Annotated in this window: 16 protein-coding genes; 13 read left to right on the top strand and 3 right to left on the bottom strand. The window is 58.2% G+C overall.

From position 1 onward, the window contains the following. The first annotated feature begins 134 nt into the window (after nucleotides 1-134). Both HZ995_RS02525 and HZ995_RS02520 read left to right on the top strand, forming a co-directional pair. Nucleotides 135-1,508: a DUF1800 domain-containing protein gene (locus HZ995_RS02525; RefSeq protein ID WP_209357110.1), complete on the top strand. Its 1,374-nt coding sequence runs from the start codon at nucleotides 135-137 to the stop codon at nucleotides 1,506-1,508. A gap of 10 nt (nucleotides 1,509-1,518) precedes the next feature. Next, nucleotides 1,519-2,766 carry a DUF1501 domain-containing protein gene (locus HZ995_RS02520; RefSeq protein ID WP_209357109.1) on the top strand — a complete coding sequence of 416 codons (1,248 nt, stop codon included), beginning with the start codon at nucleotides 1,519-1,521 and terminating at the stop codon, nucleotides 2,764-2,766. Here HZ995_RS02520 and HZ995_RS02515 read toward each other — a convergent pair. Then, nucleotides 2,763-3,479: a response regulator gene (locus tag HZ995_RS02515; RefSeq protein ID WP_209357108.1), complete on the bottom strand. Its 717-nt coding sequence runs from the start codon at nucleotides 3,477-3,479 to the stop codon at nucleotides 2,763-2,765. The two genes, HZ995_RS02520 and HZ995_RS02515, sit on opposite strands and share 4 nt — an antisense overlap. Before the next feature lie 182 nt (nucleotides 3,480-3,661). On the opposite strand from HZ995_RS02515, the gene mce reads away from it, so the two are divergent. The 7 genes from mce to glmM all read left to right on the top strand — a co-directional run bounded on the left by mce (nucleotide 3,662) and on the right by glmM (nucleotide 11,298). After that, entirely contained in the window at nucleotides 3,662-4,066 is a 405-nt protein-coding gene (gene mce / locus HZ995_RS02510) for a methylmalonyl-CoA epimerase (protein WP_209357107.1), read from the top strand. A 62-nt stretch (nucleotides 4,067-4,128) separates the two neighbouring features. Further along, nucleotides 4,129-4,410, top strand: a complete 282-nt coding sequence (locus tag HZ995_RS02505) for a DUF1467 family protein (RefSeq protein ID WP_209357106.1) — start codon at nucleotides 4,129-4,131, stop codon at nucleotides 4,408-4,410. Between the two features lie 247 nt (nucleotides 4,411-4,657). Beyond that, the gene (gene ppdK / locus HZ995_RS02500) at nucleotides 4,658-7,153 is read left to right on the top strand and encodes a pyruvate, phosphate dikinase (RefSeq protein ID WP_209358135.1); all 2,496 of its coding nucleotides are present in this window, start codon (nucleotides 4,658-4,660) and stop codon (nucleotides 7,151-7,153) included. A 150-nt stretch (nucleotides 7,154-7,303) separates the two neighbouring features. Beyond that, nucleotides 7,304-7,939, top strand: a complete 636-nt coding sequence (locus tag HZ995_RS02495; RefSeq protein ID WP_209357105.1) for a cell wall hydrolase — start codon at nucleotides 7,304-7,306, stop codon at nucleotides 7,937-7,939. A 71-nt stretch (nucleotides 7,940-8,010) separates the two neighbouring features. Then, the gene (locus tag HZ995_RS02490) at nucleotides 8,011-8,904 is read left to right on the top strand and encodes a dihydroneopterin aldolase (RefSeq protein ID WP_209357104.1); all 894 of its coding nucleotides are present in this window, start codon (nucleotides 8,011-8,013) and stop codon (nucleotides 8,902-8,904) included. Between the two features lie 39 nt (nucleotides 8,905-8,943). After that, nucleotides 8,944-9,954 (top strand): dihydropteroate synthase, encoded by a 1,011-nt coding sequence (folP, locus tag HZ995_RS02485; RefSeq protein ID WP_209357103.1) that lies wholly within the window; start codon nucleotides 8,944-8,946, stop codon nucleotides 9,952-9,954. After that, on the top strand, nucleotides 9,955-11,298 hold the full coding sequence (gene glmM, locus HZ995_RS02480; RefSeq protein WP_209357102.1) for a phosphoglucosamine mutase: 1,344 nt from the start codon (nucleotides 9,955-9,957) through the stop codon (nucleotides 11,296-11,298). Here glmM and HZ995_RS02475 read toward each other — a convergent pair. Beyond that, nucleotides 11,295-12,197, bottom strand: coding sequence for a DMT family transporter (locus HZ995_RS02475; protein ID WP_209357101.1), 903 nt, complete (start codon nucleotides 12,195-12,197; stop codon nucleotides 11,295-11,297). The genes glmM and HZ995_RS02475 overlap by 4 nt on opposite strands. Nucleotides 12,198-12,481: 284 nt before the next feature. On the opposite strand from HZ995_RS02475, the gene HZ995_RS02470 reads away from it, so the two are divergent. Then, nucleotides 12,482-12,946 (top strand): SRPBCC domain-containing protein, encoded by a 465-nt coding sequence (locus HZ995_RS02470; RefSeq protein WP_209357100.1) that lies wholly within the window; start codon nucleotides 12,482-12,484, stop codon nucleotides 12,944-12,946. 60 nt (nucleotides 12,947-13,006) lie between these two features. On the opposite strand, the gene ilvC is transcribed toward HZ995_RS02470, so the two are convergent. Beyond that, nucleotides 13,007-14,029 carry a ketol-acid reductoisomerase gene (gene ilvC / locus HZ995_RS02465; RefSeq protein ID WP_209357099.1) on the bottom strand — a complete coding sequence of 341 codons (1,023 nt, stop codon included), beginning with the start codon at nucleotides 14,027-14,029 and terminating at the stop codon, nucleotides 13,007-13,009. 140 nt (nucleotides 14,030-14,169) lie between these two features. Here ilvC and HZ995_RS02460 point away from each other — a divergent pair, with 140 nt between their 5' ends. From HZ995_RS02460 to HZ995_RS02450, 3 genes are all read left to right on the top strand, one after another. Beyond that, the gene (locus HZ995_RS02460) at nucleotides 14,170-14,625 is read left to right on the top strand and encodes an Lrp/AsnC family transcriptional regulator (protein ID WP_209357098.1); all 456 of its coding nucleotides are present in this window, start codon (nucleotides 14,170-14,172) and stop codon (nucleotides 14,623-14,625) included. Then, nucleotides 14,622-15,077 (top strand): Lrp/AsnC family transcriptional regulator, encoded by a 456-nt coding sequence (locus tag HZ995_RS02455; protein ID WP_209357097.1) that lies wholly within the window; start codon nucleotides 14,622-14,624, stop codon nucleotides 15,075-15,077. Before HZ995_RS02460 ends, HZ995_RS02455 begins: the two co-directional genes overlap by 4 nt. A 92-nt stretch (nucleotides 15,078-15,169) precedes the next feature. Then, nucleotides 15,170-16,294: an aminotransferase class V-fold PLP-dependent enzyme gene (locus HZ995_RS02450; protein WP_209357096.1), complete on the top strand. Its 1,125-nt coding sequence runs from the start codon at nucleotides 15,170-15,172 to the stop codon at nucleotides 16,292-16,294. Nucleotides 16,295-16,329: the final 35 nt, after the last annotated feature.

Genomic DNA, 16,329 nt, shown 5'->3' with positions numbered 1-16,329 from the left:
AGGGCCCTTCGGGGCCCTTTTGTTTTGCGCTGCACCGCCTCTGGCAAAAAATCGCGTGGCTGCCGACGGAACGACCCATTTGTGCCGTATTATGGACACAAGGATTTACGACGCATGTGCGCAGGGAGGGTCGGATGTTCAATCCAGAGGTCGCAGAAATTCGGTTTGGAACAGGTCTGTCCCCACGTGTGTCCGCGCCCCAAAGTGCTGAGGAGATGCTTGATGGTCTTTTGGGGCCCGACCGTATGATGCGCGATTTTCCTATCGAAGGTTTCGGCGACTTCCGCCACCGCATTGTGGCGTTTCAAAAGGCGCGGCGCAGCGAGCGCAAAGCCAAGAATGAAGACGACCGTGCGGCAGCCACCAAGGCTAAGAAACGTGCGAATACTGCGGCGCGCAAAGCCTATGCGGGCATGATCCGCGACACGCTTTTGCGACGGACCCAAACATCCACCGGCTTTCGCGAGCGGCTCGCGTTTTTCTGGGCCGATCATTTCACTGCGCGGGGCAAGAGCAATATCGTGCGGTTCGGCACTTCTCCTTACATCGAAGAGGCGATCCGCCCCCATATCGCAGGCCGTTTTGAGGACCTGTTGATCGCAGCGGTCACCCACCCATTGATGTTGCATTATCTGGATCAGGCGCAATCGGTTGGTCCCAACAGTAAACTTGGTAAACGTCGAGCCCGAGGGCTGAACGAAAACCTCGCGCGTGAGGTGATGGAGCTGCATACGCTGGGCGTCGATGGTCCTTATACGCAGGACGATGTGCGCCAATTGGCAGAACTTTTTGCAGGCCTAAGCCTCGATCAAGAGGGTGGATTTAAATTCAAACCTGCCCATGTCGAACCGGGCGCGGAAACCGTCTTGGGCAAGAACTATGGTCGCAAAGGTTCTTTGGATGACATCCACGCAGCCCTGCGCGACCTCGCGCGCCATCCGGCAACCGCACGGCATATTGCAAGCAAACTGGCGCGGCATTTTATGGCGGATACTCCCGATCCCGACCTGATCGACAAGCTGACAGCGGCCTATCGCGACAGCGATGGGAATTTGCTGAACGTCTATGTCGCCTTGCTGAACCACCCCGCAAGCTGGCAGCCCGAGATGACCAATATCAAACGCCCCATCGATTTTGTCGCCACCGCCATGCGGGCGCTGGACGTGGGTGAGGCCACATTGGCGCGTAGCAATCAGAAGTTTCTGCTGAACCTGATTGTCACGCCGATGCAGATCATGGGGCAACCCTGGCAAACGCCAAATGGGCCCGACGGCTGGCCTGAGGAAGATAGCTTTTGGATCACGCCGCAATTCATGGCTGCACGTCTGGCTTGGGCCCTGTCTGCGCCGCAAGAGATGCTGCGCGTGCTGCCGGATCCGCGCGAATTCGCGCAAACTGCTCTGGGGCAGAACGCCCCTCCTGAGGTCGCCTTCGCGGCCTCTGCTGCCGAAAACCGATGGGAAGGCATCGCTCTGGTGCTGACCTCTCCTGCCTTTCAGAAATTTTAGGGGGAACGATATGACACATGAAATTTCACGCCGAAATTTCCTAGGATCCGCTGGGGCCATTGGCTGTTCGCTGGCGGCCAGCCCACTGCTGACACCGGTCAGTCTGGCTGCTGCGCCCGGCGATAACCGGCTTGTGGTGATCATCCTGCGCGGGGGCATGGACGGCATTGATGTGCTGCGCCCTTGGGGGGATCTGAGCCTCGCGTCCCATCGCCCTAATCTCGCGGTGTCCCGTGACAATGAACTGCATCTAAACGAATTCTACGGTATTCACCCGGGCCTCAAACCCCTTAAGCCGCTTTGGGATCGTGGAGAGCTGTCCTTTGTGCAAGCCACCTCGACGCCCTACCGCGACAAGCGGAGCCACTTTGACGGGCAAGATTTGCTTGAGGCCGGAACCGTGGATCTTGCGCCTATGGGTCGCCGCGATGGCTGGCTCAACCGGATGCTGCCCTACCTCGGAGGCGCTCAGGCGCGGACGGCCTTTGCCCTTGGTCGCGAGAATATGTTGATCCTGACGGGGGAGACGCCTGTGTCCAACTGGTCGCCAGACGTGGATCTGGGCATGAGTTCGCAAGGGCTGCGCCTGCTGGATCTGGTGATGAAAGGCGATCCGACCATGGCTGCGTCCATGCAAGAGGCCATAAGTCTGGCCAGCTCTGACGGGGATTCCGTTGCTTTGGATATGCACGGCGGGATGGTCGACCAAGAGGACATGATGAATGCGATGGCCGACGACGTTCAGAATGCACGCAAAGGCAAGACACACCTGAAAATCGTAGACTTCGCGGCCGAGCAACTGCGGGCTGAAACCCGGATCGCGTCGTTCTCGATTGGCGGTTGGGACACCCATGCCGCGCAGAACAGGACCCTGAACCGACCTCTGCAGGAGTTGTCAGAAACCATCCTGCGTCTGCGCAAAGAGCTTGGCTCGATTGTCTGGGGCCAGACGACCGTGCTTTGTATGACCGAGTTCGGCCGCACCGTTCGCGAGAATGGTACAAAGGGTACGGATCACGGCACCGGAGGCACGATGATCGTGGCGGGTGGCGCGGTGCGCGGCGGGCAGGTGCATGGGCGCTGGCCGGGGCTTGCGGAAGCAGATCTTTACGACCGGCGTGACCTTATGCCGACGACCGACATTCGGGCCTGGGCCGCCTGGGCGATGCGGGAGTCCTTTGGGATGTCGAAATCTGCGTTGGAAACCTCTGTTTTTGGTGGCTTGGATATGGGGTCGGGCCCGAAACTCTTGCTTTAAACGGTTCGACGCGTGGCAATACGTTGCTTCAAAAGTGACGCCAGACGCGCAATGATTTGATCGTTGGGTCTGCGCGCCCTTTGTGTTGCCAGAAGCGTTTCAGCCGCGGTTTGCAAGTCGATATCGCCAGCACTGCGCGCGATGCCAGAGACAAATCGGCCAAGGTAAACCAACTGGCGTGCTTCGCTGATTTGCGAAAGGCTTGAAGCCGCTTTGCGCAGGTCATCGTTATAAGCCAACGCATCCGGGTGCACTGTCTCTGGATTGGCTGCGCGGAGGCGGGCGGTTGTAGATAAGGCCGACAGGTGTTTTAGTACGGCTTGCTGGAAGACTGCGACTGACGTTAGAGGTTTCGACAAGAACCCATGGGCTCCGGCTGATATCGCGGCATGGGCCAAGGTATCATCGCCTGAGGTCGCTAAAATCGCCTGAATACCGTGATCATAGCGATGCAAATCTCGGATCAGATCAAGGCCGGATCCGTCAGGCAACCCAAGATCCACAATGATCACAGAGGGCCGATAAGTCCGCAGATGTTTGCGTGCCGCCGCCAGCGTATCCGCCCGCCTGATCCGAGCCCCACTTTTCAGACAGAGCAACCTAAGGGCCTCGCAAGCGAAACGGCTGTCTTCAACGACCAGAACCGTCACGCCCAACAGCGGGCGCTGCGCAGTGGGGGAGATAAGGGGCGGGAATTGCGGGAGATCATCCATGAGTCTTTCCTTTCCGATTGAGGAAAGCCTAAGCGCATTTTGCCTAATGAGCCGTTAAGACCATCGTCGTCACCCTTTGCGCGCCAAATGGTCGCGAGGAACGTCACGGCACGGCGGTTGCTTTGCTAAAGGGGATGCCGGATAAGTCTCGGCAAATTCGCAGACACGCCAAGAGGTTTATTATGATTGGTCGCCTGAACCACGTCGCTATCGCAGTTCCAGATCTGGAGGCCGCATCCGAGCAATATCGTACGGCGCTTGGGGCGAAGGTCGGCGCGCCTCAGGATGAGCCGGATCATGGGGTGACCGTAGTCTTTATTGAGCTGCCCAATACCAAGATCGAACTGCTCTATCCGCTGGGCGACGCGAGCCCGATCAATGGGTTTTTGGAAAAGAACCCAGCCGGTGGCATTCACCACATTTGCTATGAGGTTGAAGACATCCTGGCCGCGCGCGACCAGCTGCAGGCCTCTGGCGCGCGTGTGCTCGGGTCTGGTGAGCCAAAGATTGGCGCGCATGGCAAGCCGGTGCTCTTCCTGCACCCTAAGGACTTTAATGGCTGTTTGGTGGAGCTTGAACAGGTCTGACCCATTGCAGAGCGCATCGCGCGTGCTATGTGCTTTGGGGTAGGAATTAGGAAATCACGCTCATGGGTATCACCTCTGCAATTGTTCTTTATGCCGTGCTTTGGTTCATGACGTTCCTCTGCGTCATCCCGTTTCGTCTGCAAACGCAAGGCGATCTCGGAGAGATCGTGCCGGGCACGCAGGCTGGAGCACCAGAGGTGCACAACCTAAAACTCAAGGCCTGGATCACCAGCGGGATTGCTGCGGTTTTGTGGGTCATTCTCTATTGGGTGATCACGCAGGGCATTATCGACGTGCGCGATTTCAATTGGATGGACAGCCTGCCGCCGGTTGGCGAAAGCTAAGAGAGGCATTGCCCCCTTGGCCGATGGCCTGGGCTCTGCCCGTTCGAGCCTCAATAGCTCCTTGAGTTTTTGCTAGACGGCTTTCTACCCAGAGTATTTGTAGCAAGATGAAGGCCTTGGTCGGCGGTCCGCTCTCAGCTTTCCCTTGCCAGGTAGGACGCAATGCTTATGCTGCACGGACAGCAGGAGAAATGCCGCAGTGCAGAATAATAGTTCCTATATCACGCTGATCACACCGGATGCACCGATGTCGCCTGATACCCACGGCGGGCGGGCGAAGTGTTTGCAACGTCTGGTGCGCATGGAGATGCCGGTGCCCACGACGGTGGCGCTGTCTTTTGAGGCTGTCCATAATATTGCGGCCGGCGATATGCCGGATCTGGCGCGGTTGATTTCTCCGTTCGAGGAGGGGCAAATTCTCTGTGTGCGGCCGAGTTCTCAGGATCCTGACTGGGGCGGGCCGGGTGCTGTGTTAAATATCGGAATGAATGCGGAACGTCATGCGCATTTGTCCAATACACTGGGCCGCGAGGCGGCGGATGAGCTCTATTTCCGGTTTATTCAGGCTTATTCGGTGCATGTGGCGCGGCTTGATCCGGATATGTTTGATGACATTGACCCCACAGATGCCAATGCGGTGAATGAGGCGTTGGATGCCTATGAGGATGAGGCCGATGAGGCCTTTCCTCAGGATCCGAAAGAACAGCTCGGCGGTGTTTTGCGCTCGATGGCGCGGGCGTGGGAAGGCACCTCGGCGCGGCTCTTGCGGATGGCGAAAGGGGCGCCTGCGGATGCGGGGCTTGGACTGGTGGTGCAGGCGATGGTGCTTGGGCTGGGGCAGGGGGAATGCGGCTCGGGCGTGTTGCAATTGGTGGATAGCGTCTCCGGCACGCCGATGATCAAAGGTCGCTATCTGTCGCAATCGCAAGGTCGGGATGCGTTGGAGGCGGGTGAAAAGTCGCTTTTCCTTGAAAAGGATGACCGCGGCCCGTCGCTCGAGGATCAGGCACCAGAGGCCTTTTCTGAGCTGATCAAACACGCCGAAGCCATGCGCGTGCGTCTGCGCGAAGAGATGCAGGTTGAGTTCACGTTGGAAAACGGGGGCGTCCATATTCTGGACGGGGTGCGCGTGCATCGCTCGGCGCGCGCGTCGGTGCGTATTGCGGTGGCTTTGGCCGAAGACGGGGTGATCTCGCGCCAGGAAGCTCTGTTGCGGGTGGAGCCGCGCGCGTTGAATGAATTGTTGCACCGTCAGGTGGATCCGGATGCCGACCGCGATGTGGTTGGGTCGGGTGTGGCTGCGAGCCCCGGGGCTGCGACGGGTAAGATTGTGTTTTCCGCGGCTGATGCTCAGGCCTCGGCGGCCCGCGGCGAGGCCGCCGTTTTGGTGCGGCGCGAGACCAACCCAGAAGATATTCGCGGCATGCATGCTGCAGTTGCGGTTCTTACGGAACGTGGTGGTATCACGAGCCATGCCGCTGTGATCGGACGTGGCATGGGCCTTCCTTGCGTCGTGGGCGCGAGCGAGATCCGCTTTCAGGCGCGGCGTAAGCAATTGATCGCACCGGATGGGCGGGTCTTTGGCGAAGGCGATATCCTGACCATCGATGGATCCAACGGTCAGGTCTTGGCGGGACAGCCGCCGATGCTTGAAGCCGCCTTGGATGAGAGCTTTCAGAAGCTCATGTCTTGGGCCGATGAAAACCGCGATATCGATGTCCGTGCCAATGCTGACACGCCAGCAGATGCTTTGACCGCGCGCAATTTCCAAGCGCAGGGTATCGGGCTCTGCCGCACCGAGCATATGTTTTTTGAAGAAGACCGCCTGACTGCCATGCGCGAGATGATCTTTGCGGATGAAAGCGATGATCGCAAGGCGGCGCTTGAGCGCCTGTTGCCGATCCAGCGTGAGGATTTCGTCGATCTCTTTCAGATCATGCAGGGGCGGCCAGTCTGTATTCGTCTGTTTGATCCGCCTTTGCATGAGTTCCTACCAAGCGACCGCACGGGCATGCGCGACCTGGCCGAGGCCTTGAACCTTCCGCTTTCGACGGTGGAACGTCGCGTTGAGGCGCTCTCTGAATATAACCCCATGCTCGGCATGCGCGGTGTGCGTTTGGGCATCGCGGTGCCCGAGATCTATGACATGCAGGCGCGTGCGATCTTTGAGGCCACGATTGAGGCCTCCAAGGATGGCGATGCTGTGGTGCCAGAGATCATGATCCCTCTGGTTAGCGCGAAACGCGAGGTCGAACTGGTCAAAACCCGGATTGATGCGGTGGCCGCAGCCGTTCGGACGGAACACAGCGATGCCTTTGAGTTTAAACTGGGCGTGATGGTGGAAACCCCGCGCGCGGCCCTGCGCGCCGAAGAGATCGCGCCGAACTGCCATTTCTTTAGCTTTGGCACCAATGACCTCACGCAGATGACCTATGGTCTGTCACGCGACGACGCGGGGCGGTTTATGTCCGCTTATGTACAGCAGGGCGTCTATGCAGAGGATCCGTTTCACACGCTGGATACCGATGGCGTGGGCGAGCTGGTGAAGCTTGGCGCAGAGCGCGGGCGCAAGGAACGCCCCGATCTGGTTCTCTCGGTTTGCGGCGAACATGGCGGCAGCCCCGAGTCGATTGCCTTCTGCCGCAAGGTGGGAATGAACTATGTTTCCTGTTCACCATTCCGTGTGCCTGTGGCGCGATTGGCGGCGGCACAGCTGGCCATACGGGATCAAATTGGAAGCTAAGTTTCTGTTTTGATTTAACAAGTCACACAAATCGCTCAAAAACTGTGCGAAATTGTCACGGGGCTAGACCCGTCACGGGCTTTTCTGTAAACCGCTTCGATGTCTGGCCGGACCTGGGGAGGATCCGGCATTTCTATATGAGAGAGTGCAATGCGCATCTTTAGAAATGCAATTATGGCCCTTGCGCTGCTGGCAACTCCGGTTGCAGCAGACACACCGGCTTCCCCGCTTGAGCAGGCCCTCGCGGTCGAACAATCCCGTATGGCTTTGCTGAATGGTGACAGGCTGAAGGGCTTTTTGCTGTTCCGCAACAAACGCGGCGCACAGCCTGTAGAACGCACCATCGAGTGGATCGACGCGCAGCCGTTTCTGGAAGGCGACAAGCAGTGGGCGTGCCTGGCTGAGGCGCTTTACTTTGAAGCGCGTGGCGAAAGCACCGCTGGTCAATTCGCTGTTGCTGAGGTCATTTTGAACCGCGCCGAAAGCCGCCGCTTCCCGAACACCGTCTGCAAGGTGATCAACCAAGGTACCGGTCGCAAGCACCGGTGCCAGTTTTCCTACACCTGCGACGGTCTGGCTGAGACGATCACGGATCAACGTGCCTATGAACGCATGGGCAAGATCGCGCATATTATGCTGAATGGTGGACCTCGGGATCTGACCGATGGGGCGACGTTTTACCATGCTAAATATGTGAACCCTGCCTGGGCGCGCCAGTTTACGCGCACGGCCACTGTGGGCCAGCACCACTTCTATCGCCGCGCCACCCGTCTTTCACAAAACTAAAGGTAGGGTTTCCGCTCTGGTTCTGATGGTGCGCCGCTGCTATAGCGGCGCAAATCATTTCAGGAGCCCCCATGAGCGCATCCGCCTTTGATCATCCCGAAGCCCGTGCCAAGGCGACCGCGCCCGAAGGCGTGCATGATCGCCTGTCTCTGCGCGACCATATTGTCTCGGTGGAAATAGGAGCCTTTCAAGCTGAGCGGGATATGGAACAGCGGCTTAGTTTTGACGTCGTGGTCGAGGTTGCGGCACCCGAAGCAGATCTTGGCGATGATGTGGATTTGATCCTGTCTTATGACCGGATCACTTGGGCGATTGAGCATGAGCTGGCAGCCGAACGTCTGAACCTGCTGGAAACGCTGGCCGAGCGGATTGCGGATCGCATATTGGCGGAACCGCTGGCGATGCGGGTTTTTGTGCGTATCCAAAAGCTCGACAAAGGCAACGGCGCGCTGGGCGTGGAAATCGAACGTGTGCCGGGGCAGGGGGATGGGCCGGTCGCGGCCGCGCGTGCTCCGGTTGTTGCATTTCTGAGTAATGCTGCCCTGTCGTCGCCGCATATCTCGTCCTGGATTGCGCAGCTTGATGCTTTGGATGCGCCGATGGTTCTTTGCCTGGATTTGCCTAAGGACCGTGAGGCCGTGGATCTGGAACGGGCGCAGCTCAATATCGACCTTTTAGAGATCGAACAGGCCGCGTGGCGCCTATCGGCAGAGTACCTTGCTTTGACCGTTGCGGGCACGCGGACGGAATTGGATTGGGCGATGAAGAACCAGCTTTCTGTGGTCTGGGCGCCCTCGAAGTTGGTTTTAGACGCGACCGACTCACCTGATCCTGCCCCAAAAGCACTCGCGTGTTGGTTTGCTGAACAATGGCAGGCTTCCCGGATGATTTGTTTCGGCGACACGTTGCCGATGACCCACACAATTCCCACACAGACTGTAACACTGGATCAAAGCGAATTCTGAGCGCTTGCCACAGCGCGTTTGATCGCACATGCAAAAGATATGAAGACCTATTACCGAGCCATACCGCAAGTTGATGCGGCCCGCCCTAAAGGTGCCTTTGACCTCGCCGGAGGCTGGGCGTGGTTTTCTGAGATCGAGGTTTTGCGACGTGGGCAATCGCCCGAAGTCATCCCTGCGGCCCAAGCGACGGAAGAGGCGCTTGCGCGGATGACGGAGCCGCGCGGGACTTTGGCAGGCCTTGATATGGCCGCACCGCAGGTCATGGGCATCCTGAACGTAACGCCTGACAGTTTCTCGGATGGCGGCGAATTTAACGCTCCCGATGCGGCCATCGCGCGGGTGGCCGAGATGGCCAACCAAGGCGCGACCATCATCGATATCGGCGGCGAATCCACCCGCCCGGGCGCAGGTCATGTGGCTGTGGTCGAGGAAATCGCGCGCACAGCACCTGTGATCGCCGCGGTCACAGCGCAATCCGACGTGCCAATTAGCATCGACACCCGCAAAGCGCCCGTCGCACGCGAAGCTCTGTCGGCAGGTGCCACGCTGATCAACGACGTTTCGGGCTTTACCTGGGACGGAGACCTCGCGCCCTTCGCCGCAGAGGCGGGCGCTCCGGTCTGTGTCATGCATGCGCAGGGGGATCCGGCCACGATGCAGGATGATCCGACCTATGACGACGTGCTGCTCGACGTTTATGATTTTCTAGAGGCGCAGGTCGGCTATCTGACCAGCCTCGGCATTCCAAGACATCAAATTCTGGTCGATCCGGGCATCGGCTTTGGCAAGACTCTGGCGCATAACCTCGCGCTTTTGGCGCGGCTCAGCCTGTTTCACAGCCTGGGCTGCCCGATTTTGCTCGGTGCGTCACGCAAACGATTTATTGGGACATTAAGCAAAACCGAAGACGCCCACGACCGGATGCCCGGCTCCGTGGCCGTCGCTTTGGCAGGCGTGGCGCAGGGCGTGCAGGTTCTTCGCGTGCATGACGTGGCCGAGACCACGCAGGCGCTCACGCTTTGGCAAGCGGTGACGAAAGGGACGAATTAAATGACACGAAAGCTCTTTGGCACCGACGGGGTGCGTGGGACCGCGAATACTTATCCGATGACCGCCGAAATGGCGCTTAAGATTGGCGCGGCCGTGGGGCGGTACTTCCGCAAAGACAAATCCGACGCGCACCGTGTAGTGATCGGCAAGGACACGCGGCTGTCAGGCTATATGTTTGAGCATGCTTTGACGGCGGGTCTGACTTCTACGGGCATGAACGTCTTTTTGCTGGGTCCAGTGCCGACTCCGGCGGTTGGTCTGCTGACCACCTCGATGCGCGCTGACCTTGGTGTGATGATTTCCGCCAGCCACAACCCGGCCTGTGACAATGGCATCAAGTTCTTTGGGCCTGATGGGTTCAAACTCTCCGACGAAGCCGAAGCCGAAATCGAAAGGCTGGTATTTGAGGGCGTTGAGCCCGCGCAGGCCCAACATATCGGCCGCGCGAAACGGATCGATGACGGCCGCTTCCGCTATATCGAGCGTGTAAAGAGCTCGCTGCCTTCTTCGCTGCCCTTGAGCGGTCTGAAGGTGGTTGTTGATTGCGCAAACGGTGCGGCGCACCGTGCAGCGCCAGAAGCCTTGTGGGAAATGGGCGCCGAAGTCGTTTCGATCGGCGTCTCGCCGAACGGTTATAACATCAACGACAAATGCGGTTCGACCTATCCGGCCACCATCAGCGAAGCCGTGGTGCGCCACAATGCCCATGTCGGCATTTCGCTGGATGGCGACGCGGACCGCGTGATGATCGTGGACGAAGACGGCATGGTCGCGGATGGCGACCAGATCATGGCGCTATTGGCGGACCGCTGGGCTGGTGCTGGGAAACTGGCCAGTGACACGCTGGTTGCAACGGTCATGTCCAACCTTGGGCTAGAGCGGTTCTTACAGGCACGCGGCCTGAAACTGGAACGCACTAAGGTGGGAGACCGTTATGTGGTTGAACGCATGCGTCAAGGTGGGTTCAACCTTGGGGGCGAACAATCGGGCCATATCGTGATGACCGACTATGCAACAACGGGCGATGGCCTTCTGGCGGGGCTTCAGTTCCTTGCGGCCATGGTGGAAACTGGTCGCCCTGCGAGTGAACTCACACAGAACTTCGACAAAGTTCCTCAGCTTCTGAAGAATGTGCGCTACGGCGCTGGGCAGGATCCGCTTGAGGTGGCTCAGGTCCAAAAAGCCATTGCGGATGCGGAAACCAAGCTGAACGGCTATGGCCGCCTTTTGATCCGCAAGTCCGGCACCGAGCCTCTGATCCGCGTCATGGCGGAATGCGAAGATCCGGTGCTGCTCGAGCACGTGGTGGACGGCATCGTTTCAGAAGTGGCCGCGAGCGTCTAGCTGCGCGTGAACATCCGTTTGAGGGCGCCGTATTGTGACACTGCGACGCCCGAGAGGATCAGCAAGAGCGCCAGGAGCATGGTAGCGGGCAGAGGCTCGCCAAGAATGAGCGCGCCCATGACCACGGACCAGACGGGCACCTGATAGTTCACGAGACTCATGAACGTGGACCCCGCCTCGCGGATCACGCGCACGCGCAAAAGGTTTGCGGCTGCCGTCGGGATCAGTCCAAGCACGGCGATCACGATCAACGTGTCTTGCGGAATCGCAGGAGGCAGGCCCTCGACGATCAGAGCAATCGGAAGAATGACCGCCGCACCAATGAGCAAAAGCACAGCGGACAGGCCAACCGGATCCGCTGCAGGCATTTTGCGCAGCACGATGGAACACACTGCATAGCACGCAGTCGCACCGAGCAGGGAGAACCGCCCCCACGTTTCCATCGAGCTGCCGGATGAGGCCAGCACATCGCCGCCCATCAAAAAGGCCACGCCAATAAAGCCCACGACGAAACCAAAGACCTTTCGCAGGTTCATCTTTTCATCTGGCAAGAACACATGCGCGAGGGGCAGAATCATCAGCGCGATTGCCGCCATGCTGATCCCTGCAAAGCCCGAGGTCACATATTGTTGCCCCCAGCCGATCAGAAAGAAGGGCACGACCGAGCTGAAAATCGCAACGAAAGTCATGCGCCCCCAAGCGCTTTCTTCGGGGAAGAGTTTGAAGCCGCGCAATCCCCAAAAGAGCGTCAAGAGGACAGACCCAAGACAGATACGGCTGGTCGCCAACCATAGCGGCGAAAGGTCTTCGATCGCCAGTTCTGTCAGGAGAAAAGTCGATCCCCAGACAAACCCAAGCGTGGCCACCATGATCCAATATTTGACGGGAATGTCCGGCATCGTACCCTCATAAATTCCCGCGCACGTTCTGCCTGTTTCAGAGTGGCGTCAAGCAAGTTTCCTGTGTGAAACCGCTCTCTTGAAGTCAGTTGGCAATCAACTCGATTCAACCAATTGTTACACCGTCGCCCAAAAATTAAGCTTTAGGTTGATTTTAAAAATGGATTGCGTACCATAGTTGAAAACAAAATTGAGCGCAGCGCAGATTTGAACGTGTATCACCGAAAGACGCGGGCGATGGCCTAAGTGTAGGGATTGCATGTGAAAATTAGAAGGAGACCATTATGCCTTCACCGATACAGAAGAGAGTCCTCGTCGAGTGCGACGCAGCGACGGCCTTTGATATTTTCGTCCTTCATTTAGATCGCTGGTGGCCCGTTAGGGAACATTCGGTCTCGGGTGCGCAGGGTCAGGTCCCTCTAGCGGTCCATGTTGATGCGCAGCCCGGAGGGGCCATCACTGAAACCAAATTCGACGGTTCAGCCACAGTCTGGGGGCATGTGATGGAAATCACGCCGGGCGCACGCTTTGTGGCGTCTTGGCATCCGGGACACGGATCCAAAATGGCGACCAAGCTGGACGTCAGCTTTCAAAACGCACCGCTTGGCAAATGCAAAGTCACACTGGTGCATGGCGGCTGGCGCGTCTGGGGTCCAGAGGCCTTTAAGCGTCGTGATATGTATCTAGGTGGTTGGGACTATGTTCTTGGCAAATGCTATACCGAGAGCGTGGCCGAGCTTTTGGCCTGACGCGGCAAAAGAAAAGGCCCCGCCAAAAGGCGAGGCCTGAGCAATCGGAAGAACTCCGACTTAGTTCTTGGATTTGTCGACCATTTTGCCAGCCGCGATCCATGGCATCATGCCACGCAGTTTCGCGCCGGTTTCTTCGATCATATGCTCGTCGTTTGCACGGCGGGACGCTTTCAGGGTTGGCTGACCAACCTGGTTTTCCAGCATGAAGTCGCGGACAAAACGGCCAGACTGGATGTCTTCCAGAACTTCTTTCATGCGCGCTTTGGTTTCGTCGTACTTCAGGATGCGTGGGCCGGTGACGTACTGACCGTACTCTGCAGTGTTAGAGATAGAGTAGTCCATGTTCGCGATGCCGCCTTCATAGATCAGGTCCACGATCAGCTTCACTTCGTGCAGACATTCGAAATAGGCCATCTCAGGCGCATAACCTGCTTCGACCAGAGTTTCGAAACCGCAGCGGATCAGTTCGACCAGACCACCGCAGAGAACAGCTTGTTCACCAAACAGGTCGGTTTCGCATTCTTCGCGGAAGTTGGTTTCGATAATGCCGGAACGACCGCCACCGATTGCGGAGCAATAGGACAGGCCGATTTCCAGCGCTTTGCCGGTTGCGTCGGTGTTGACTGCCACCAGGCAAGGCACGCCGCCACCTTTGGTGTATTCGCCACGCACGGTGTGACCTGGGCCTTTTGGCGCCATCATGATCACGTCGACGCCTTCTTTTGGCTCGATCAGGCCAAAGTGCACGTTCAGGCCGTGGGCGAACGCGATGGCTGCGCCTGGCTTGATGTTGTCGTGGACGTATTTCTTATAGGTTTCTGCCTGAAGTTCGTCGGGCATGGTGAACATGATGACGTCGCACCATGCAGCCGCTTCGGCGATGCCCATAACTTGCAGGCCTTCTGCTTCGGCTTTCGCTGCAGACGCAGAGCCTTCGCGCAGAGCAACAACAACGTTCTTCGCGCCAGAGTCGCGCAGGTTCAGTGCATGTGCGTGGCCCTGAGAGCCATAGCCCAGGATAGCAACCTTGGCTTCTTTGATCAGGTTCACATCGCAATCGCGGTCATAATATACGCGCATGATTTTCTCCTCATTGTCCCATCGGGGGTTGAATTGACGCCAGCATAGGGGGGATTGAGAGGGTTTCGAGTGCGTTTTACACGTAATTGCACTTCATTATGCGCTGTTCATTCGCAGAAATTTAAAATAATGACGTATTCATGCTTGACGATCTCGATCGCCGCATTCTACGGCGCATGCAATTCAATCCGGATCAGTCGATTCCTGATCTCGCTGACGCTTTGGGCGTCACCGCCTCGCGGCTTACGCGGCGGCTGGAACGTCTGCGCGAGGCAGGTATCCTGCGCGGCATCCGCGCGGTCATCGACTGGCGCGCATTGGGCTTTGAGGTCGAGGTGTCTTTGCGCGTGACACTCGACAAAACCCAGACCCGCGCCTTTGACGATTTCATCGAAGCAGCCCGCGAGATCGCCGAAGTCATCGAGATTCAGACCTTCCTCGGTCGTGTCGATGTGCGTCTGTCCGTGATTGCGCGGGACATGCCGCACTATCAACAGATCTACCGCGACGAGATCCTCGCCTTACCCCATATCGCTGACATTGAAGCCTTGATGCATGTCGCCCGCATCAAAGCCGAAGAAAGTCTGCCGCTATGATCGATCTGGACGACATCGACCGCGCGCTGATCAAATCTCTCAGCGAAGACGCCACCCAATCTGCGGGTGCCTTGGGGCGGAAGCTTGACCTCAGCCAGCCAGCTACTTGGCGTCGCATCAAACGGTTAGAGTCCGAGGGCATCCTAGCTGGGCGCACCCTCGATCTGGATCGCGAGAAACTGGGCTTTGGCGTGACCGTCTTTCTTGGCGTCAAGCTCGCTACCAAAGGCCGCGTGAGCCTTGATGATTTCGAGCGCGCCGTAACCGCTATCCCCGAAGTGCAGCGGGTCGAACACGTCCTGGGCATGTATGACTATCGCCTGCGCGTCACCGCCCGCGATATCGCTGATTTCGAACGTGTGCTGCGTCGCCGGATTATGACACTGCCTGGGGTGGGGGATGTCGAAGCCAATGTGCTGCTTAGCGAAGAGCGCAGGCCCGGACCGCTTTAGGTCTGATCCAAACCAAGAATGCGTCGATTTAGCCCTAGGCAGCTTGGAGTTTGGCCGCCACTATATCTAAGAAGATGATTTCGGAGGAACCTATGGCATTGCTGAACACGATTGATCCCGACGGCTTGGACGAATTTTCCGTGGTCTTCACTGACCGCTCACTTAACCACATGTCCGCGAGTTTTCAGCAAGTCATGCGCGACATCTCGGGAATGCTAAAAGAGGTCTACAATGCCGACGCGGTGGCCCTGATCCCCGGCGGTGGCACCTACGGGATGGAAGCCGTCGCCCGTCAGTTCGCCCGCGATGCCAAAACGCTTGTGGTGCGCAACGGCTGGTTCTCCTACCGCTGGAGCCAGATTTTTGAAGCCGGAGGCTTCGCCGCCGAAAGCACCGTGATGAAGGCACGCCAAACCGGCAATGGCATCACCGAACCCTTCGCACCTGCTCCAATCGAAGAGGTGGTGGCCAAGATCCACGAGCAGCAGCCGGATGTGGTCTTTGCACCGCATGTGGAGACCTCAGCAGGTGTGATCCTGCCTGATGACTATGTGACGGCCATGGCAGCCGCGGCTCATGAGGTCGGTGCCCTGATGGTACTGGATTGTATCGCATCGGGTTGCGCCTGGGTCGACATGAAGGCGACCGGCGTTGATGTGCTGATCTCGGCGCCGCAAAAAGGGTGGTCTGCGTCTCCGTCGGCTGGTCTTGTGATGATGGGCGAACGCGCCTTGGCGCGGCTGGATCAGACCGAAAGCGACAGTTTCGCCATCGATCTCAAAAAATGGCATGGCATCATGCAGGCCTATGAGGGCGGCGGCCATGCCTATCACGCCACCATGCCGACCGATGCGCTGAAAGCCTTCCGCGATACGATGCTAGAGACGCGGGACTACGGCTTTGAAAAATTGCGCGAGGCTCAATGGGAACTTGGCAATCAGGTGCGCGCGATGCTCAAGGGCAAGGGCGTGACCTCTGTCGCCGCCGAAGGGTTCGGAGCACCGGGAGTCGTGGTCAGCTACACAGACGACCCGGCCATCCAAAACGGGAGCAAATTCAGCGCTTTAGGTATGCAGATCGCGGCAGGCGTGCCATTGGCATGTGATGAGCCAGAGGGCTTCATGACCTTCCGGCTTGGGCTCTTTGGTCTGGACAAGCTCTATGATGTGCACGCCACCGTAGCGCGCCTAAAGGCGGCCTTGGATCAGGTGCTCTAGGGCTTTCATCTTGCTCTAAATACTCAACAGGCGGT

The sequence above is a fragment of the Cognatishimia activa genome, assembly GCF_017798205.1.
Classification (GTDB): domain Bacteria; phylum Pseudomonadota; class Alphaproteobacteria; order Rhodobacterales; family Rhodobacteraceae; genus Cognatishimia; species Cognatishimia activa_A.
This window is presented reverse-complemented; position numbering and strand designations above follow the sequence as displayed.